The 20,077-nt window shown below is 48.7% G+C and carries 20 protein-coding genes and 1 tRNA gene; 2 read left to right on the top strand and 19 right to left on the bottom strand.

The genetic code is table 11. From position 1 onward, the window contains the following. The coding region (locus QOR82_RS06570; RefSeq protein ID WP_283584002.1) for a transposase at positions 1-110 on the bottom strand (110 nt) is incomplete at its 3' end. Positions 111-143: 33 nt separating this feature from the next. Between QOR82_RS06570 and QOR82_RS06575 the strand changes: the two genes are divergently transcribed. Next, entirely contained in the window at positions 144-371 is a 228-nt protein-coding gene (locus QOR82_RS06575) for a hypothetical protein (RefSeq protein WP_283583983.1), read from the top strand. Between the two features lie 96 nt (positions 372-467). On the opposite strand, the gene QOR82_RS06580 is transcribed toward QOR82_RS06575, so the two are convergent. The 18 genes from QOR82_RS06580 to yycF form a co-directional block, all read right to left on the bottom strand. Next, positions 468-1,487 (bottom strand): zinc-dependent alcohol dehydrogenase family protein, encoded by a 1,020-nt coding sequence (locus QOR82_RS06580; protein ID WP_283583984.1) that lies wholly within the window; start codon positions 1,485-1,487, stop codon positions 468-470. A 33-nt stretch (positions 1,488-1,520) separates the two neighbouring features. Further along, positions 1,521-1,931, bottom strand: coding sequence for a VOC family protein (locus QOR82_RS06585; RefSeq protein ID WP_283583985.1), 411 nt, complete (start codon positions 1,929-1,931; stop codon positions 1,521-1,523). Between the two features lie 14 nt (positions 1,932-1,945). Further along, a complete protein-coding gene (gene scrK, locus QOR82_RS06590; protein ID WP_283583986.1) occupies positions 1,946-2,824 on the bottom strand; it encodes a fructokinase ScrK in 879 nt (292 codons plus the stop codon). A 289-nt stretch (positions 2,825-3,113) separates the two neighbouring features. Continuing rightward, positions 3,114-4,100 (bottom strand): LacI family DNA-binding transcriptional regulator, encoded by a 987-nt coding sequence (locus tag QOR82_RS06595; RefSeq protein WP_283583987.1) that lies wholly within the window; start codon positions 4,098-4,100, stop codon positions 3,114-3,116. Positions 4,101-4,241: 141 nt separating this feature from the next. Next, positions 4,242-6,371, bottom strand: coding sequence for an ATP-dependent Clp protease ATP-binding subunit (locus QOR82_RS06600; RefSeq protein WP_283583988.1), 2,130 nt, complete (start codon positions 6,369-6,371; stop codon positions 4,242-4,244). 84 nt (positions 6,372-6,455) lie between these two features. Then, a complete protein-coding gene (locus tag QOR82_RS06605; protein ID WP_283583989.1) occupies positions 6,456-6,692 on the bottom strand; it encodes a transcriptional regulator in 237 nt (78 codons plus the stop codon). A 120-nt stretch (positions 6,693-6,812) separates the two neighbouring features. Continuing rightward, positions 6,813-7,997, bottom strand: a complete 1,185-nt coding sequence (locus QOR82_RS06610) for an ammonium transporter (protein WP_283583990.1) — start codon at positions 7,995-7,997, stop codon at positions 6,813-6,815. 225 nt (positions 7,998-8,222) lie between these two features. Beyond that, positions 8,223-8,600 carry a DUF956 family protein gene (locus QOR82_RS06615; RefSeq protein WP_283583991.1) on the bottom strand — a complete coding sequence of 126 codons (378 nt, stop codon included), beginning with the start codon at positions 8,598-8,600 and terminating at the stop codon, positions 8,223-8,225. Between the two features lie 78 nt (positions 8,601-8,678). Next, on the bottom strand, positions 8,679-9,527 hold the full coding sequence (locus tag QOR82_RS06620; protein ID WP_283583992.1) for a PTS system mannose/fructose/sorbose family transporter subunit IID: 849 nt from the start codon (positions 9,525-9,527) through the stop codon (positions 8,679-8,681). 12 nt (positions 9,528-9,539) lie between these two features. Then, complete coding sequence (locus tag QOR82_RS06625) at positions 9,540-10,361, bottom strand: PTS mannose/fructose/sorbose transporter subunit IIC (protein ID WP_283583993.1); 822 nt, start codon at positions 10,359-10,361, stop codon at positions 9,540-9,542. Between the two features lie 21 nt (positions 10,362-10,382). Then, entirely contained in the window at positions 10,383-11,405 is a 1,023-nt protein-coding gene (locus QOR82_RS06630; protein WP_283583994.1) for a PTS sugar transporter subunit IIB, read from the bottom strand. 335 nt (positions 11,406-11,740) lie between these two features. Further along, positions 11,741-12,220 (bottom strand): 23S rRNA (pseudouridine(1915)-N(3))-methyltransferase RlmH, encoded by a 480-nt coding sequence (gene rlmH, locus QOR82_RS06635; RefSeq protein ID WP_283583995.1) that lies wholly within the window; start codon positions 12,218-12,220, stop codon positions 11,741-11,743. Between the two features lie 528 nt (positions 12,221-12,748). Next, positions 12,749-14,017, bottom strand: a complete 1,269-nt coding sequence (locus QOR82_RS06640; RefSeq protein ID WP_283583996.1) for a S1C family serine protease — start codon at positions 14,015-14,017, stop codon at positions 12,749-12,751. Between the two features lie 90 nt (positions 14,018-14,107). Beyond that, on the bottom strand, positions 14,108-14,914 hold the full coding sequence (locus QOR82_RS06645) for an MBL fold metallo-hydrolase (RefSeq protein ID WP_283583997.1): 807 nt from the start codon (positions 14,912-14,914) through the stop codon (positions 14,108-14,110). A gap of 20 nt (positions 14,915-14,934) precedes the next feature. After that, positions 14,935-15,792: a two-component system regulatory protein YycI gene (locus QOR82_RS06650; RefSeq protein ID WP_283583998.1), complete on the bottom strand. Its 858-nt coding sequence runs from the start codon at positions 15,790-15,792 to the stop codon at positions 14,935-14,937. Between the two features lie 12 nt (positions 15,793-15,804). Continuing rightward, positions 15,805-17,097 carry a YycH family regulatory protein gene (locus tag QOR82_RS06655; protein WP_283583999.1) on the bottom strand — a complete coding sequence of 431 codons (1,293 nt, stop codon included), beginning with the start codon at positions 17,095-17,097 and terminating at the stop codon, positions 15,805-15,807. Next, positions 17,081-18,952 carry a cell wall metabolism sensor histidine kinase WalK gene (gene walK / locus QOR82_RS06660; protein ID WP_283584000.1) on the bottom strand — a complete coding sequence of 624 codons (1,872 nt, stop codon included), beginning with the start codon at positions 18,950-18,952 and terminating at the stop codon, positions 17,081-17,083. The genes QOR82_RS06655 and walK overlap by 17 nt, the downstream gene beginning before the upstream one ends. Before the next feature lie 14 nt (positions 18,953-18,966). Beyond that, positions 18,967-19,671 (bottom strand): response regulator YycF, encoded by a 705-nt coding sequence (gene yycF, locus QOR82_RS06665; RefSeq protein ID WP_283584001.1) that lies wholly within the window; start codon positions 19,669-19,671, stop codon positions 18,967-18,969. Positions 19,672-19,880: 209 nt separating this feature from the next. On the opposite strand from yycF, the gene QOR82_RS06670 reads away from it, so the two are divergent. Continuing rightward, positions 19,881-19,953: transfer RNA gene (locus QOR82_RS06670), tRNA-Lys, on the top strand. The last annotated feature ends 124 nt before the right edge of the window (positions 19,954-20,077 follow it).

The raw sequence follows: 20,077 nt of genomic DNA on the forward strand, positions 1-20,077 counted from the left end.
TCAATATGACCTTTTAGAACCTTGTTACGGTATTTAGTTCCCCAAATGATATGGTAATTCAGATTGTAGACTGATGTTCGCCCATATGTAAGCCTATTTATATCTTTCATACCAACAATTATATCACATTATAGGGCATCCATATGACCTACGGCCAAAAAAGTAGGGCAATTCATCGCGTCCTTAAAAGAACGTGTTTCCTTGCCCAAATTCAAAAAGGGATCACCGATGAAAAATTCAAGCTCATCCCCATCGCTGACCCGGCAGCATCCCTGCCCCTCTATGCCAACTACCTCCAAGTCAACCAAGGACGGGTCGCCCCGTTATTGCAGAAGCTAACGGCGATTATTTCCCAGGCAATATTTAGCTAAACCCGCTGCCTAAGTACAACAAAACGGCTCCCAGCATTGTTGAGAACCGTTTTTGTTTTGACATATGCAATTATTATTTCTTCTATCGGTTTGAAATTAAGCTTCTTCACCGGCAACCTTAACGATCGCCTTGGAGATGTTACCTAACTTGCCACTGACGAAGTCTTCAACGTGGGCGAAGTCCAGAACGTTAGAGATCAGTGGCAGCGGATCAACGTCACCTGATTGCAGCAGAGCAATGGAATCTTCAAAGGTGTATGGGTTGATGAAGGAACCTTGGATGTGCAGCTGCTTCTGGTAAACCTTGTAAGTGTTGACCTGGAACTTAGAATCAGGGTTGCCGACACCGAACATCAGAACCTGGCCGCCACGGCTAGCTGCTTCAACAGCTTGTTCCTGCGTCTTCGGCAGACCAACAGCTTCAACAACGATGTCATAGCTGTCTGGCTTTATAGCATCTGGTTCCTTGATGTTGTTGATGGTCTTGAAGCCAAAGTGCTTCTTGTTGTTCTCCAGCTTTTCGTCAACCGTCCCAGCCAGGGTAACTTCACGAACCCCACGAGCCTTCAGAATTTGGGCAATCAGTTGGCCTTCAAAGCCATCACCGATGATCAAAACTTTTTGGTATGGGTGGGTTTCCAGCAAGTCAGCACCGTGCATTGCGCAGGAAATTGGTTCAATCACGGCAGCAGCTTCCAGTGAGACGTTGTCCGGAACATGATAGACAACTTCTTCTGGAGCAGTGAAGTAGTCTTCAAAACCACCGTCACGGGTAACACCAACGGCATCCAGGTGTTCACACAGTTCAGGACGTGAAGTCCGGCAGTAGTAGCACTTGTGGCAATAGATGTTCGGGTCAACGCTGACACGGTCGCCAACCTTGAAGTCTTCAACGGCAGAACCTACTTCAGCAACCACTCCAGAATTTTCGTGGCCGAGGACAATTGGCGGAACGGCGTTAGCTGAACCTGGCAGACCATTGTAAAGGGCCTTGTCAGTCCCACAAATACCAGCCCAGGCGGTGTGAATCAGCACTTCGTTTGGTTTTGGTTCTGGCTTCTTGTAGTTGTCATCGATTTCTAACTTCTTCTTACCAGTCATTACTAAAGCTTTCATTGTTATATCCTCCTAGATTTTTATTTCTTAAAATTAAGCTTTTACAACTTCACAAAATTCGATCGTTTCATCATTCGGGCCCACGATATTAAAGTACTTAATCCCGTGCTGCCAGTAATCAAGATGCTGAACTTCGCTTTCCTTCATTTGGTAACCAGCTTCCTTGGCGGCCCGGTAAGCACCATCGGCATCTTCAACGTTTAAGGAGATGTGGTTGATTGCTCCCGTCTTATGAACGGCGCCATCGCTGTCCCAAATTTCCAGCATCAAGTGATTGAACTTCATAAAGACCACTTGGTGTCCTTGGTCATCAGTATCAAAGCGACCCTGCATCTTAAAGCCTAGTCCTTCCCAAAAGGCAATGGTCTTTTGAAGGTCGTCGGTCGGGATTCCAACGTGTGCCAGATCATCAAAGTATCCAGCTAAACTCTTATTAAAAGCCATCAATCAACATCTCCTTAGTTTGTAGCTGCTTTCAATGCCAAGGCAAAGTCGCCAATTGTTGCAGAACCATTGTTTTCTGCCAGGGGCATCGTAATGTATTGATCAAGTTCACCCACATCAACATAATCATTCAGCAGCTTCTTAAATTCACGACGTACTTTCTTCAGGAACGGCTCGCTAACAACACCACCACCGAAAACAATCTTCGCTGGCCGGAACATCAAAGTCGTGTCCAAAGCAGCTTGGGCGGTGTAGTAAGCCATAATGTCCCAAACGTGGTCAGACAGTGGCACATCCTTGCCCTTCTTCCCGGTCCGGGCTTCAAAGGTTGGACCACTGACCAGGCCTTCCAGGCAGTCACCGTGGAAGGGGCAAATACCCTTGAAATCGAGGTCGTCAGGATGACGCTTCAAGCGGATGTGTCCCATTTCGGGGTGACCCAGTTCGCCAACAAAGTGACCATCGATCACGGCACCGGCACCAACTCCAGTCCCAATCGTGTAGTAAACCAACGAGTTGATCCGCTTGTTAAACAACGTTGAGAGAACGTATTCGCCATAAGCCGAACCATTGACATCCGTCGTCCACGCAATTGGAACGTTATAGTGTTTTTTGAAAGGTCCAACAAAGTCAGTATCAGCCCAACCTTGCTTTGGTGTATCTGTGATGTAACCATACTTTGGCGAACTCCGCCGGATCTCAATCGGGCCAAACGAAGCAATCGCAATCGCACCGAGATCTTTCTTGTACTTGTCAAAAAACTCCATGCACTTGGCGAAGGTTTCGTCCGGCGTCGTGGTTGGAACGTGAACGGACTCCTGAATTTGATAATTGGTATTGCCAACCGCACAAACAAACTTTGTGCCACCGGCTTCAATGCTTCCGAGTAGCATTGCCATTCCTCCTAATCAATAAGAGCTCAATTTGATCTGCTCCTGAAGATTTGTTTAAGCGCTTTCAACAGTTCTTATGGTAGCCCTTACACCCATGTCTGTCAACCGGTTGACAGATAACTTTTTTCATGTTCTGGCAGCAAACGCCGCCACGACGGGCTTCGTCGTCGTTTTTTTCTCTAAAATTTTTTTGAAAAATGTTAACCGGTTAACATAACGAGCATTTTGACCTGATCAAGCATAAAAAAGCCCCCAGCCGCGAACAAAGCGCTGGCTGGAAGCTAGACGATTAAGCTGTAAAACTATTGATAATCCGGACGGGCACTGTGACGGAGTGTGCGTCCTCCCCTTTCATCTGCTTGATCAAGAGCTCGGCTGCTGTTTCAGCCATCACATCGACCGGCTGGCGAATCGTCGTCAATTCAGGGGAAAGCATCTGGGTAATACTGGCGCCATCGAAACCGACCACTTTCAAATCAGACGGAACGTGACGATCGTACTCCTTGCCGACCCGGATAATCAAACTGGCGTTAGTGTCATTGTCCGCAAAGATGCCATCAACCTCGGGATGTTCCTCGTAGATCCGCCGGAAAACGCTCTCCTTTTTTTCGTCTGATACATCGAAGGAAACTTCGTAGGTGATCGCCGGCCGGTGGTACTTCTTCATCAAGTCCTCGTAAGCCTTGCGCCGCTGTTGGTTAGGCGAAATCATTTCAGCCGGGTAGTTAGTGTGGATGATATGCTGGCAGCCATCATCGAGCAGGCGCTGCACCGCCAGCAAACCGCCCTGGTAATTATCCGCCGCCACTACCGGGATCTGTGGAGTCAGGAAACGTTCGATAGAAACAATCGGCCGCTTCGTCTTCTGATAGCCACTGATCCCCTGGTTGTGGGAACCGACGATAATCCCGTCAACCTGGTGGTTGAGCAAAAGCTTTAGGTAATTCTTCTCTTTTTCGGGATTATTTTGGCTGTTACCCATCAACACCCGGTAGCCGAGACGGTCAAAGGTCTTTTCGAGTTCTGCTTCCAGTTCGGCAAAGAAGGGATCGTCTACCGTCGGAAAAATCAAGGCTACCAGGTTGGTTTTTTGTTTATAAAGCTGGCGCGCGATGACATTGGGCCGGTAATTCAAATCGTCCATCGCCTGGTGCACCTTGTCAATCGTCTTCTGACTGAGGTAGCCACGGTTGTTTAAGACCCGCGAAACGGTGGTTTTCGACACACCAGCCCGCTTGGCAACATCTTCAAGTTTGATCGTCTTTTCTTCCACCATGGCTCCCCCTCATTTTTTGAACTAATCAATATTATATCATAACGCAATTATTGACAGGCAAAGCAAAAGAGCGCCGCCGGGTTCATCGCCCGTCAGCGCTCTTCACGTACCGAGAAATTATCTTGTTATGTTCAACTGAAATTACTTACTTGCTGCTACATCCTGGTTTTCACTGATTACCAGCTTGCCATCCTTCATGTCAGCCCGCAAGTGCTTGATGTCGAGATGGTCAAGGTAGAAGTCCGTCACCTTGTCACGGATCTGTTGTTCAACGACCCGCCGCAGCGGCCGAGCCCCCATAGCCTTGTCGTAGCCCTTGTCGATCAGGAATTCCTTAGCGTCATCGCTGACAACTACATCCATCCCCTTCTTGGCCAGAGTTTCGTTAACGCCGTCCAGCATCAAATTGACAATCTTCTTCAGGTCGTCCTTGGTCAGGCTGTGGAATTCAACAATCGCGTTGAAGCGGTTCAGGAATTCCGGCCGGAAGTAAGGCGTCAGCTTCTTGATCAGGCTTTCGTCATCGCCAGCTGCGGCCTTCATTGCATCATTGCTGTAACCAGCGTTGGAAGTGGCAATGATAATCGTGTTCTTGAAGTCGACGGTGTTGCCCTGGCCGTCCGTCAGCCGACCATCATCCAGAACTTGGAGCAACAGGGTGATAATTTGCGGGTTAGCCTTTTCAATTTCGTCCAGTAAGACGATGCTGTACGGGTGCCGCCGAACCTTTTCCGTCAAGGTGTTACCGTTGTCGTTGTAGCCGACGTAGCCAGCATTAGCCCCGATCAACTTGGAAACGGCTGTCTGGTCGCTGTATTCTGACATATCCAGCCGGATAATGTCATCCTCGCTGCCAAACATGTCTAAAGCTAATTGCTTGGCCAGTTCCGTCTTCCCGACACCGGTTGGCCCGACGAAGAGGAAGCTGCCGATTGGCCGGTTGCCTTCGTCAAAACCAGCCCGGTTCCGCCGAATCGCCCGCGCTACAGCTTCAACCGCTTCATCCTGGCCGATCACTTTGCCTTCCAGACGTTTGTCTAAGCCCTTCAAGCGTTCGATGTCACTAGCTCCCATCTTGGAAACCGGAATCCCGGTCAACCGTTCGACAGCACTAGCAACGTCACTTGGCTTAGCCGTGACCTTGTCAGCAGTTGAGTTGTCCTTCAATTGTTTCTTCAGGTCAGCGACTTTGTCCTTAGCCTCCTGAGCTGCCTGGTAGTCTTCCTTCTTGACAGCGGCTTCTTGGTCTTTTTCGGTCTTCTTAATCTCGCCTTCGATTTCCTTGGCGTTCTTTACCGGGTGCTTAGCTGCCAGGTGAGCTGCCGTCATGTCCAACAGGTCGATGGCCTTGTCAGGTAGTGACCGCTGTGGCATGTATTGGACGGAGTAATCCACGGCAGCCTTCAGGACATCATCCGGCAGGGTAACGTTGTGGTGCTTCTCGTAAAGCTTCCGCAAACCTTGCAAAATCTTGAAAGTGTCATCTTTGCTCGGGGCGTTAACCGTCACTTGGTTAAAGCGCCGTGACAGAGCAGCATCCTTCATGATCGTGTTGCGGTATTCGTCCTGGGTCGTGGCCCCGATGATGGTGATTTCACCACGGGACAGAGCCGGCTTCAGGATGTCAGCCATCCCCTTGGAGCCGCTCTCGTCACCCGTGCTGCCAGCACCGATCAACTGGTGGATTTCGTCAAAGAAGAGAATCACGTTGCCACGCTTCTTCACTTCCTGAATCAGTTTCTGCATGTTTTCTTCGAAGCTGCCCCGGTATTGTGTCCCGGCTTCCAAACTGGAGATGTCGATACTGATAATCTCCTTATTCTTAATCGAAGCGGGAACATCACCATTGACGATTGCCTGAGCCAGTCCTTCGACAACGGCCGTCTTCCCAACACCGGCATCACCAACCAAGACCGGGTTGTTCTTGGTACGACGTGACAGAATTTCGGCAGTCTCTTGAATTTCCTTGTTCCGACCGATTACCGGGTCCAGCTTGCCATCCTTGGCTTCCTGGGTTAAATTCCGGCCGAGTTTTTCAAGAATGCCCTTGGCAGCCTTTTGGTTCGCTTGACGGCCGGCATTAGCGGAGTTTCCTGCACCTGGCAAGTGTCCCGTCTGCCGGTATTGAGCAAATTCTTCTGGAGTAACCTCCCGACCATTGATGAGATAACGCCGGTTCTCAGAATTCAAACCGTTCATCCCGCCCATCAATTGATTGAACAGGTCGTCCATGCCGCCGTTTTCAAATGGATCTACTGGATATTGTGCCATAATGCAATCCCCCTTAATTTATTTTCAAACTTAAAATCCTAGTGACAACGAACGGCGTGAATTAAACCACGCCGCTACTTACCACTATTTGCTATCATCGCTCAATAAATAGTGCTCCTCCAAGTCTTTCAGCACTTGCCACATTCGCTTATTCTGCGCTTGAGCAAGGGCGTCTAAATCGCGAAGATTTAGCGGCGTCGCACTACTCTGTTCTTTATTAAACGACTTGTGTAAAGTGGTGTAGCCATAACCGGATTCCTTGGCAACATGATAGATTGTCAAGTGATTCACGCTCAGGTAGCGTTTGACATCAATCCGCATGTCCTCACTTCCTTTACATCTATTAGTATATCACATTTATGATGTAACACAAGAGTAAACTAGCACAAATGTGAAATAATTCAAAAAATCCCGGGTAAAGATTACCCGGGAAATATTTAATTAGCCCTTGCTTTCCACTGCCGGCAAATCGACCTGATCGACCGACGCGGGCAAAAAGATCGTCAAAGCCTTGATGATCACTAAGTCCATCACGGCCACAAAGGCCATCGTCAAGACCGTCGCTGCTAGCTGAACGCCGGTCAAATGCCAGCCACCGCCAAAAAAGAGACCGTTAGGAACTGCTCTGCTGATAGCGTGACTGGCAAACAAACCAGTCGCAATACTTCCCCAAATACCGCTAACGCCATGGCAGCCGAATGCATCCACCACGTCATCAATTGCCAGCCGGGGCTTAATTCGGTGAATGAAAGCGTGGCTCAAAAGGGCCCCGCCGAAGCCAATAATCATCGCCCCGCCAAGGGTTACATAACCAGCCCCCGGCGTAATCGCGACCAATCCGGCAATCGAACCGTTGCAGGCTCCCGCTAAAGTTACCCGATGCAGCAAGCGACGATCAAAAAGCATCCAGGCGATCATCCCCGTCGAACAAGCGATTGTCGTCGTTAACATTGCCTGAACTGCTGTGTTGTTGACAGCTAAAGCCGAGCCACAGTTAAAACCGTACCAGCCGAACCACAACATCGCCGTCCCCATCAGCAGCCATGCCAGGTGGTTATTATCAGCCGCTAATTCATGTCGTCGGCCAACCCATGCCGAGAGGATCAGAGCCGTAATCCCCGCATTCACATGAACTACCAAGCCACCCGCAAAATCGACCGCTCCCAGTTGGGCCAAAAGACCATGCGGCGCCCAAACCATGTGCACCAAAGGATAATAAACCAAAATAGACCAGCAGACTGTAAAGAACACCAGAAAATTAAAGCGGCCATGACCAACAACTGAACCGGCAAAGAGGGCCGGTGTAATGATGGCAAACATCATCATGAACATTGCGTGAATCCCAACAGAAATACCGTCCTTCGTCACAGCATCAATCGGTACCCGCATCATCAAAATATCGCGCAAGTTGCCGATGATACCGTAATAATTGCCGGAAAAGGATAGGGAATAGCCAACGGCGATCCACAACAAAACTGCCAAGCCACACATCATGAAGACGGTCAGAAGCATGTTATTCGCGTGACGATTATTGACTAGACCACCATAGAAGAATGCTAAACCAGGTGTCATCAGCAAGACAAGAATGCTTGCGATCATCACGAACAACGTATTAGATTGCAGCACATAGACCGCCTCCAATTCAAAAGAAATTAGGGCTAATTTAGCACCTCTTGCCCCCGGTCACAAGCACCGTTTGTAGATTGCTAATAATCTATAGTGCAAAGCGATTCCAAAAGAAACAATCATTAGTTTTCCTCCCAGCTGACTAATGATTCCAAGTTTTTAAGCGTATAGACCAATCCTTAAATAAAAAACAGGGACGGCCGTCTAGCCATCCCTATTCGTCCCTTATTTGCGTCCCCTAGTAAAGGCCCGCCGCACGCTACGTTTAACTACGTCCCACACTGACAGCGAACGCAGCATCCGGTCCGGATCGACGTGGTTGCGCACCGCCCGCAGCACCTTAAATGGGTGGCGAGCCGCAAAGCGAAAGACCCCGTTTTGCTTGGTATGAAAAGCAAAGCGTGGAATCCAGCGATTAAAGATAACCTCGGCTGACAAAAAATCAACCTCTTCCCAGGGAATCTGAATGTAGTTCTTGGCCACTTTTTCGTCGTAAAATTCAAAGGCCCGGTCCCCTACCATTAGGTGCCCATAAGAGCCCATCCCGTTCAGAAACTCACCCCGGTCAACTAATTCCGAATGGTGATTCATTGATTCAGCCATTGGCGATCCTCCTCTTCAATAAAAAAACTTCCCCATTACATTACACGGGGAAGTCTTAGTCGTCAAATTAAAATTCAACTAAATAATGTGTGCACAGTGAGCGGCAACACCAACAACGAAGATCCCGATGATGATCACGATTGGTGAAACCTTCTTCTTCAGCAGCCACATGCACAGGAAGGTCAGCAGCAGACCGGCCAAGCCTGGAATCAACTGATCCAGTGAGTTCTGCAGGGTCATCGGGTGAACGTGACCGTTAACTTTTGGCCGAGCGTAAACCCAAGTAAACTTAATTGATACCCACCGTTGAATCAGGGCACCGATAACGAACATCCCCATCAAGGAAGCCCCGTGGGTAACGTTGTGCAGCAGACTACCAGAAAGGTCTTCTGTGATCTTCATCCCGGTGTTGTAACCAAATTCTTGAGTGTAGTAAGTGAAGACCAAGTGGATCAAGTTCCAGAGAACAAAGGCCAAAATAGGGCCGATAAAACTACCACTGATCGCCAGGGAAGCACCCAGTGAGAAGATGATTGGCCGAAGCGTGAACCAGAACAGTGGGTCACCAACACCAGCCAGCGGCCCCATCATCCCGACCTTCACACCTTGGATCGCGGAGTTGTCGATGTCAGCCCCGTTAGCCTTTTCTTCTTCCAGCGCCATCGTAACACCAAAAATTGGTGAAGCCAGGTACGGGTGGGTATTGAAGAAGGTCAGGTGACGTTGCAGAGCTTCAGCCCGGTCTTCCTTGTTCTTGTAAAGTTTGCGGATTGCGGGAATCATGGTGTAACAAACACCAGAGTTTTGCATCCGTTCGTAGTTAAAGTTGGCGAGGATGAACCATGAGTGGAACCAAACCCGCCGCCGGTCACCCTTGGTCAGAGTGATCCGTTTGCTGTTTTCGTTATTTTGTGCTGTTTCAGCCATCTTCCTGCCTCCTTAGTAGTTATCCAGGATATCGCCAAGTGGGTCACCAGTTCCGCTATTACCGGCAGACTTGCTGTCGCTGGAACCGTTGGAGCCGCCGTTGCCACCACCGTTGTTCAGCAGTTGCAGGTAGATCAGAGTAAATGCCAAGCCCAGAGTACCGATGGCAATCAGAGTCAGCTTGCTCAAAGCGGCGATTACGAAACCGATGGCGAAGAATGGCCAAACGTCGTTGGTGGACATCATGTTCATGATCATGGCGTAACCAACAGCCACAACCATCCCACCGGAAAGAGTCATCCCGTCACTCAGCCATTTCGGCATCATGTTCAAACCGGATTGCACAACACTAGTTGGCAGGGCCAGCAGTAAGGCGGCTGGAATAGCCACCCGCAGACCTTGCAGGGACAAACCGATAAATTGCCAAATTTCGATCGGCAAAATCTTGCCTTCTTCGGCAGCGTGGTCTTGAATGTGAACGATGAAGACGGTCACAGTCCGAACCAGCATCGTCAGGAACAGACCGGCAACGGCCAGTGGAATAGCCAAACCGATGGCCGTCCCGACGTTACTAGTAGCACCGCCACTCTTCAGTAAAATAATTGCAGATGCAACACCGGCCAAACCAGCATCTGGTGACATTGCGGCACCAACGTTAGCCCAACCGAGGGCGATCATTTGGAGTTCCCCACCCAGCAATAAGCCTGAAACCGGGTGACCACCAAATAAACCGATTAAACTACAAGCAATCAAAGGTTGGTAGGTTTCGAATGAATCCATAACACTGCCGCACCCAACGATGAATGCGACAATCACAATCATAATGTTAGACATTAGTCTTCCTCCACTAAACTCTTATTTTTGTTGGTCCAATTTAGTCTGCGCTTCTTCGAGCAGCTTGTCCATGTCCTTTGGCGTATCAGCCGCAACGGCACGCACATCGAACTTAACTCCCCGATCGCGTAGGTCCTTAATGGCGTCGACATCTTCTTGGTTCATGGAGATGTCCTTGGTCAAACTAACGTCACCCTTCTTGAATGACATCGTCCCGACGTTCAATTCCTTGAAGTCGATCCCAGCCTTCTTAGCAGCATCGGCATCTTCGGCGTTTTCAAACAACAAGAGAGCCCGGGTGTTGCCAAAGCGTGGGTCCTTGGATACTTCAACCATCTTCTTCAAAGGAACCACGTGGGCGTGAGTCCCAGCTGGTGCCGCGTTTTTAATCATTTGAACACGCAGTTTGTTCTTGCAGACGCTGTCAGAAACAACAATAATCCGGTCCGGCTTAAACATTGGCGTCCAAACCGTTGCCACTTGCCCGTGGAGCAGCCGACCGTCGATCCGGGCAAAGACGTACTTGATGTGGCCGTCACCCAATACCGTTCCAGGCTTGATTGTCCCAGTTGGTTCCTTCTTGCCCGCATCCTTGTCGTCGGCCTTGGCGGCGTCGGCTTTCGGTGCTGCGGCCTTTGGTGCCAAGCTTTCTGGCAGGGTCTTTACCCCGTCCTTGGCAACGTTAACCAAGTGAGTGGCAATCTTTTGAGCACTCTCTTCGCCGCCTAAACGTGTCCCGTATGCTTCCAGGACCATTGGCAGGTTCATGCCCGTTACAATTGCCCATTTGTCTTCATGTTCCTTAACCATGGTGCTTGCCTGGTTAAATGGCGTCCCGCCCCACAAGTCGATCAAGAACAATACTTGGTCGCTGTCATCAAGGCTAGCAACCGCCTTTTCCAGCTTAGCATGGAAATCATCAGGACCTTCCCCCGGCTTCAGAATGGCATGAGCAACGTTCTTTTGCTCACCAAAAATCATCTGACCGGATTCGAAAATCCCTTCAGCAAAACCACCGTGGCTTGCCAGGATAATCCCAACCATCGTCATTCCTCCTCTTGGGTACATTAATAAAAAGTAATTAACTTGACTGAACTAGTTGAATAATTGCTACCAAGAATACCCAGTCGCGTCAGTTTGGCAGTATACCATAATGTGGAACATTATGGAACCGCTATATTGACCTCTGAGGCCGACTTTTTGCTTCATTAGTCAGGTGATCAATTAGACCAATCGACCATCTTTTGTCGTATAAAACCGATCGAAAGCCCGTCAAAAACCTATTTATTCGGCTTGTCAGAAAACTAGATCAATGATTAGAGAAAATTAATAAGATTAAAATTTTCTTTATCATTTTCTTTCAAAATAATGCTCAATTCCTACTTATGGTAGGGCAAGCCGTTGATGATCGTAAAAGCCCGGTAAACTTGCTCCGCCAAAACTAAACGCATTAATTGGTGAGGCATCGTCAGCCGGCCAAATGACAACTGGGTGTCAGCCCGTTTTAAAACCTCGGGACTAAGGCCGAGCGAACCCCCGATCACAAAAGTAATGTCACTGTGCCCGTAAGTTGCTAGCTGCTGAATTTCGTGAGCAAATTCTTCCGAACTTCGCTCTTTGCCCTTGATTGCCAGGGCGTAAACATACTCCCGGTCACTGATTTTGCTCAGAATCCGCTGTCCTTCTTTGGCCATCACTTCATCCATTTCCGCCTGACTCAGGGATTCCGGCGCCTGCTCGTCCTTGACTTCGACCACTTTGAATTTGCAAAAGCGCCCCAAACGTTTGGCATACTCGGCGATGCCCGCCCGGAAGTATTTTTCTTTGACTTTTCCAACACCAATAATTTTGATATTCATCTTGTTCCTCCACAAGTTTTCCACAGACTTATCCACAGCAAATTCCTTTTCCCGGGGCAAACCCGAAAGTTCGATTCCCGGCTAAAACGGCTCTTTTCACTAAGCCAAATCACTTTATCCACAGTTATCCACCGAAACACTTGTTCCGGTCCAGACCTTTAAATCCCCGTTATCTCGGCACTTAGCTCGTTGATTATTTCTCGTTGTGCACTTATCAACAGGAAATCCAAGCACTTGTGGATAACTTTGAGTGGATAAATAATTGCCTTTCTATCAGCCCTGCGCCATTATAACAAATCTTTTCCACATAGTTATCCACAGTTGTGAACAGGTAAAAAAACTACCTGATTGCTAAAATACACTTTAATCGCAAACACCTATTCGGCTTTAATGTTGCCGCGCCGAATAATAACCGGTTGACACACCTGATAAGTTCGTTTTTTACTTCGCCGAGACCACCACAAGACCAAAGAAAAAAGACCCTAGCAAGAACTTGCTAAGATCATTTCCTTTATAGGATATTGCTTATTAATCCTGATTTTCAACCTTGGAACTAGCCGTCTGGGTCAGCTTTACCGTGGCAACATGCTGGTTGCCAGAACGGTAATAGGTGAGTTTGATCGTCTGCCCAATTTTATACTTATACAAGGCAGACTTGAGATCACCAGTCCCTTGCACTTTCGTGTTATCCAGCTTGGTGACAACATCATACTTCTTCAAACCAGCATTAGCGGCATCAGAACCGCTCTTCACCTTCATCAGGACCACCCCCGTGTTAACGGAACTCGGTAGTTTAAGAACCTGCTTTTGCGAATCCGTCGTCACGTTGCTCAGGTTAATCATCGCAACACCGAGGGTCGGCCGAACTACCTTACCGTGGGCCACCAACTGGTTGATGATCCGAACGACCTCGTTACTTGGGATCGAGAAGCCCATCCCTTCAACGCTGCTGCCCTCGCCATTGGAAGAAAGCTTCATTGAGTTGATCCCAATTACCTGGCCGGCCATGTTGATCAGCGGGCCGCCTGAATTTCCGGCGTTAATCGCAGCATCGGTCTGGATGACGTTGGTCGTCGTACTATTACTGCTATCACTCGACGAATCGCTATCGCCATTGGTAGATACTTTCAAGGTCCGCTTCTTCGCCGAAATAATCCCCTTTGTGACCGTGTTGGCATATTCGCTACCCATCGGTGAACCGATGGCCAAGACATCCTGACCTGCCGTGATGTCATTGGAATTACCGAATTTGGCCACCGTGTGAACATCCTTGGCGGAAATCTTCAGAACTGCCAAATCAGTCGTGGCATCCGTGCCGACCAAGCCAGCCGAAACCTTCCGGCCATTGCTTAAAATCACTTCCAGGGCGTTGGAACCAGAAACCACGTGGTTATTAGTCACCACGTAAGCAATCCCGTCATGTTTCTTATAAATGACTCCGGAACCTTCGCTGGCCGTTTGGAGCTTCCCAGAATTACTGCTCGACGAGTCGGCGCCAAACATGTCAAAAACACCGTTACCACTCTGGACCCGTTGCTTGTTGATGACACTAACCACCGAATCCTTCATGGAATTGTAGGCTTGGGTCGACGGGTTCTTTAGTTGGGCCTTATTATCCTGGACGCTGGCCCCACCCGGTTTCGTTGAACCATTAGGTACTTTGGTGACGGTATTTTGCTCATGATTGGTCCACGCATTGACTGCCAGCATACTGATGCCGCCACCGATGATCCCGGCCAGCAATCCGACAATAACGACCTTTATCCAAAAACGACGCCGAAATTTATTCTCGTCCATGAGTACTCCTCCGATGTCATATTAACTATATTTTCAGTTTAACCGCAAATTGTGAAAAATCTATGATTAAGTTAATAATATTGTTCATCATTATAACATCGTCAATGGCGTTGGCTGGTCAGGTTCTGCATCTTTGATCTGAAAATCTTCATCGACCCCGAAGTCGTGTTCAGCCATCAGGGAAGCAACCGTCAAATGGGCCAGGGACCGGCGATTATTGTGCTGACTGCGGTGACCCAACAAAATTTGTTTGGTCCGTCGCCCAACTACACTCATCAAGGCGTCGGCACCTTCTTCATTGGAAAGATGCCCCTCATCCCCCAGAATTCGCTGCTTCAGCGGCCAGGAATAAGGTCCCTCTTCTAACATCTGCACGTCGTGATTGCACTCCATCAAATAACCATCCGCATCTCTGATTGTGCCGCAAATAGCATCAGAGACATAGCCTGTATCGGTTAAGACGCAAAAACTCTCGTTATCGTGGTGGACTTGATAAAATTGGGGCTCAGCTGCATCGTGACTGACAGCAAAACTCTCGACCTGCATATCGCCAAAGTCCTTCACTTCCCCCGGCTCCAGGAGGTGTTTTTGAAGTGGATCAATCTTACCAACCCGCTTGGTCATGGCAGCCCAGGTTCCACGGTTGGCATAAACGGCCATGCCGTAACGACGGGCTAGCACCCCTACCCCGTGAGCGTGATCATTGTGTTCGTGCGTCACGAAGAGGGCCTCTACATCGGCCAGCGACCGGCCAATCTTTTCCATCAAGGCTTCAATCCGCTTGCCACTTAGTCCGGCATCCACCAGGATTTTATGGTGGGCAGTTTCAAAATAAGTGCAGTTGCCGGTACTGCCACTTGCCAGCGCACTAAATTTCAAATGATCTTCATCAGTCAATATCTCTGCTCCTCCAACATTTATTCTACATTTGGTCGGCTTGTCGTCGTCGAATTGCCAACATTGACCACTAAGTTATCGTTCTTGATTACCGTACCCGTTAAGGCATTCACTTTCAAGTGTTGCGTCTTACCACCATTTTTGACCCGCACCGCCGCAACCCATGTCGGCACGTAGACGGCTTTATTCTTAGTTGACAAAAGGCGCGTGTAACCCAGGTCAACCCAATGAATCTTCGAATTGCTTGGCAATTCATTGTGCTTGTAAAGCTCAATTACCGCCTGCTGTTGGCTGATGGTCTTTTTCCACGGCCGTAAAATACGGCCCGGTTTTAGATAACTCTGCGTATAGCCAACGATTTGATTGTTCCGGTTGATCCGAAAGGTTAATCGCCCATCTTCCCCCATCACCGGCCGGCCATCAAGCTTTTCAGTATAGACCACGTAATGCTTGGATGACAAGTCGTTGTTATAGTAATAGTCTTGCCCGTGAAGAATTTTCTTTGGGTCATGAACAATCCGGTCAAAATTGTTCGTTTTCGTCACCACATCATTCTTGATCGGGTGGGTAAACGTGCTCGTCAGCAGACCATTTTCGAAGCGGGTGGTCTGGCCGTGCAGGTGTCCCGTCTTCCCCTGGAGACTATTGGTGTCATTGCCCTTGCTCATCGAATAATAATAGCCAGTATGACTGTCCTTGGCCAGATGGCCATTAAAAGAGATCGATTCGTTACTGATCTCTTTCATCACAATATCATTCGCACTCGTCTGCCGGCCGATACTGGTGAAGCGCACATTGACGACCACCATGAAAAAGAGGAAGACATCAAGCAAAGTAAAAGAAACAAGGAAAATCAACAGAATACGTTTAAAGTTCATCCTTATCCCTCCTTACTTCAGCACTGCACGGTAATCAATCCAATCACCATGGTATTTAATCAGGTAGGTTGGTTCCAAGACGATTCCGTGATTCGTCGCACCAGTCTGCCAGAGGTAGCCGAGCCGCAAACCCGTCACCTGCTTCTCTTTGCCTGCTGCTTTCAGCTGGTTCAGTACCGCAGCCGTAGATGGCAGGCGAATACTTTCGCGCTTGACCGGCAATGGGGTCTGCAAACTATAGCGGCTAAAACGATAATTTTCAATACCCTGATTGGTTTCGGCAATCTTAACCAAACCATAGTCATTTTCGCTATAGATGGGAAAGGTTTCTACATAGGAACGGAAAGTGATCTGCTGATGCTTGCGGCTATAAGCATCAAAGTGCAAAACGTCGAGACCGATCCCCGTTCGTTTCAACCGCTGGTAAATAGTGTTGTACAACTGCTGCGTTGACGGGTTGCTGTCCTTGCCGGTGTAATTAACGTAGTCAAACAATCCCGTTGCTTCATTGTAAGACAGCCGCCGCCCATTATTAGAATAGCTAATCGTCTGGCCTTCCCGCCGTGCATTTAAGTTACTGGTTTGGTTACTGTTCAATAAGTTACCAGCAACGTTATCGATGTCCTGGCTGACTACCTGGTACGCATAGCCCGGCAAACGTACTCCGTGGGGGTAGACGGCAAAAAGCGACTCCCCAATTGCTTGGCGATCCATCGGAATCTGGTGACCGCTTTTCTGACTGGCTAATTTATGGATGGCAGCCGTGCTGCTCTTAGTAAGGTTAAGCCGGTAAACCTGGAAATTATGGTCGTCCAGCAAGTACATCACATGCTGATTATTGCTCGGTAACACGATTCGCTGAATCTGGGAAAGCCGGTTGGGGCTCAAATTCTGCGAAAAAGTCTGGTTGAAAATCGATGTCGGAATCGGCGCCGCATAACTGAGAACCAGGGAGTGCGGCGTCCGCAGAGTATCCAGATACTCACGGGAATCACCATGGCTCACCCTTGTCAGGTGCAACAGATGCCACTTGCTCAGCGTCTTCTGAGCCGTCAACACGGCATTTTCGTGTTGGCCATACATCCGATACTGGTCGCCGCTACCGTTGACCCTGACCACCTCCGTCGGCAAATAAATGTCGCCGATCGACTGGGCCGTAAAACGCTTATTCAGGTTATTGGCATCGGTCCGCATTCGATTGTTGGCATAAGGGCTCGCCCAAATCAGGCCGGAAAGAACAAGACTGATAATGACTGCGATCGCCAGCAAAATACTGAGCCAGTTAGTTCTAATCTTTTGCATCATCGTCCCATTCATCCCCTTCATCATATTGAATGTATGGTAATGAAATATAGAAAGTGGAACCCCGGCCTTCGGTACTATCAACCCAAATTTGGCCGCCAAGCATGTTCACCACTTCCTTGGAGATGGCCAGGCCCAAACCGGTCCCGCCTTGCTTGCGGGAGCGGGCCTTATCAACCCGGAAAAAGCGATCGAAGATCCGATTGATATACTTGCGCGGAATGCCCAATCCCTGGTCGCTAATACTCAAGATCACGTGCTTATCGGTTGCCACCAGCCGACAGGTGATGACCCCACCGTCAGGCGAATATTTGACGGCATTGTTCATGATGTTGTCGATCACCTGAGTGAATTTGTCAGTATCAATTTCAACCCACAAGTCTTGCTTGGTGAAGTGGCGCACGATGGAATAGTGCTTGCCATCAGGATTCTCATTCTTTTCCTTTTTGATAATCATGTCAAAGCGGTTAAGAATGTAGTTGAACAGTTCGTTAATGTTGACGTACTCCAGGTTCAATTTTGCCGTCCCGGAATCCATACGTGAAAGGCTGAGCAGATCATTGATCATCCGGATCATCCGCTCTGTTTCGTCCTGGACCACTTTAAGAAAACGTGGTGCCACTTCGGGATCTTTCCATGCCCCGTCAGTCAGCGCTTCAACGTAGCTCTTAACGCTCGTCAGTGGTGTTCGCAACTCATGGGAAACATTGGAAACGAATTGCTTCCGTTCCCGCTCTTCCTTTTGTTGGCTGGTAACGTCGTGTAGGACACACACTAAGCCACTGACAAAACCCGACTCACGCTGGATCGGGGTAAAGAAGGCACTCAAAATCAGGCCATTAGCATCGTTCATGTCTACCATAAGATGAGTTTGACTCTGATCAATCAACTGCCGCATTGTATATTGCTTACGGATCTTGAGAACATCCGTGATCGACTTGCCGATCACATCATCTTCCTCATCGTAGTTTAACAGCTGGAGGGCCGTATTATTGATGATAGTGATATTGCCCCGTCGGTCAGTTGCGATCACACCGTCAGTCATGTGGCTGAGGACGCTGTCCAGCCGGCGCCGTTCGGATTCCGAGGCGTCCTGAGACTCTTCCACCCGGACCGACAGGTTATTGATGGCCCCAGCTAATTGCCCCAGCTCATCGTTATCAACCACTTCGACTTGGCCACTGTAGTCCCCCCGGGCAATCCGCATCGTTTGTTTGCGCATTTCCTCAATGGGAGCGGTGATTTCCCGGGAAATATAAATCGAGAGCAAAAGACTCAGGATGATCGAAGCTAACACGGCCGTGATGTAGATAACATAAATGTTATTAATGGTCGAGTAGACACCCTCGAGATTAGCCCGCATATAGAGTACGCCCACCTCGTTATTGTTGCCATTGCTGCTCGACAACGGGACGATGTTGACGTAGTAACGATCGTGGTTGGTATTGTCATAAAGGTACTCAGTGTGGGTGCGATCACTGACCAGAGCATTCTTGACCGCCGTGTCGGTAGTTTTTTGGCCAACGACTCCCTGGTTGGCACTATTGCTGGTCCCACGGATGATGCCCTTGCTATCGATCACCCGGATTTCGGAAATGTTATTATTGTTGACCTCCGCCAGGATCGTGCGGATCCGGCGGGTCGCTGAAGCGGTGTTCGAGCGTCCCAGCTGGGTAGCCAAGGAATTTTCGATATAGGACGGTAACACGATCTGCTGCTTGAAATTATTCAAATTTTGTCTTTCCAGTTGACGCATAAAAAAGGCCCCCACAATTTCGAGCGTCAGCATCAGCATCAACGCAAAGATGAGGGCAAATTTAAAGCGAATCGATTGGAAAAATTTGATCTTGCTATTCACAAGTGATCATTCCCCTAATCCTGGTCTGGTTTTGCTAAATAGTAACCCACGCCCCGCCGTGTAATCAGCCACTTTGGTTGGCTAGGATTATCTTCGATCTTTTCCCGAAGTCGCCGCACCGTCACATCGACAGTCCGCACGTCTCCGTAGTAGTTATAACCCCAAACTGTTTGCAAGAGGTTTTCCCGGTTGATCACCTGACCGAGGTGCTGGGCCAGATAGTGCAGCAATTCAAATTCACGATGGGTAAGGTTGATGTTCTTACCCCGCTTGGTGACAGTATAGGCATCCGGGTGAATCGTTAATTCACCAACCTGGATGTCAGCGTTATTGTCCTGGGGATTGGCATTCGTCGTCGTGGCCTGGCGCCGCAAATTAGCTTTGACCCGGGCCACCAATTCTCGGTTGGAAAACGGCTTAGTGACGTAGTCGTCAGCACCTAATTCCAAGCCCAGAACCTTATCCAATTCAGAATCCTTGGCCGTCACCATAATGATTGGGGTGTTGTGCTTAGCCCGAACTCGCTTGGCTACTTCCAGACCGTCGATCTTCGGCAGCATCAAGTCGAGGATAATCAGATCTGGTGATTCTGATTCGACTTTTTCCAGGGCTTCTTCACCATCATAAGCGACGCAGACCTCGTAGCCTTCCTTTTCCATGTTAAATTTAATAATATCTGAAATTGGTTTTTCATCATCAACAACTAAGATCTTAGCCATTTAAATGATTACCTCCAAACTAGCTTAATCGGGGCTTTAACGGCACCCGCTTCGATTTTTGCGTTCTTTCATTAACGGATCTATTATATCACACCATCATCAACGACCTCTTCGCCACACTTCAGCCCCACCCTCTGAAATAAGGATCTTTTTCAAAAAAGGCTTGCTTTTCGCCTCATTAATTGATATTATTGTGCCTGTTGAGTTATGGGCAGTTAGCTCAGCTGGCAGAGCAACGGACTCTTAATCCGTGGGTCCAGGGTTCGATCCCCTGACTGCCCATCAGAGGTTTACAGAGACTGAGATTTTTCTCGGTCTCTTTTTTTGTGCTGAGAATTTACAATTCAAGTGCAACATAAATTAAAAAAATAACCCATAACGGGTAGAATTAGTTTAATAACCAAAT

The sequence above is a fragment of the Limosilactobacillus difficilis genome (genome assembly GCF_947387495.1).
In the GTDB taxonomy this organism is placed as follows: Bacteria; Bacillota; Bacilli; order Lactobacillales; family Lactobacillaceae; genus Limosilactobacillus; species Limosilactobacillus difficilis.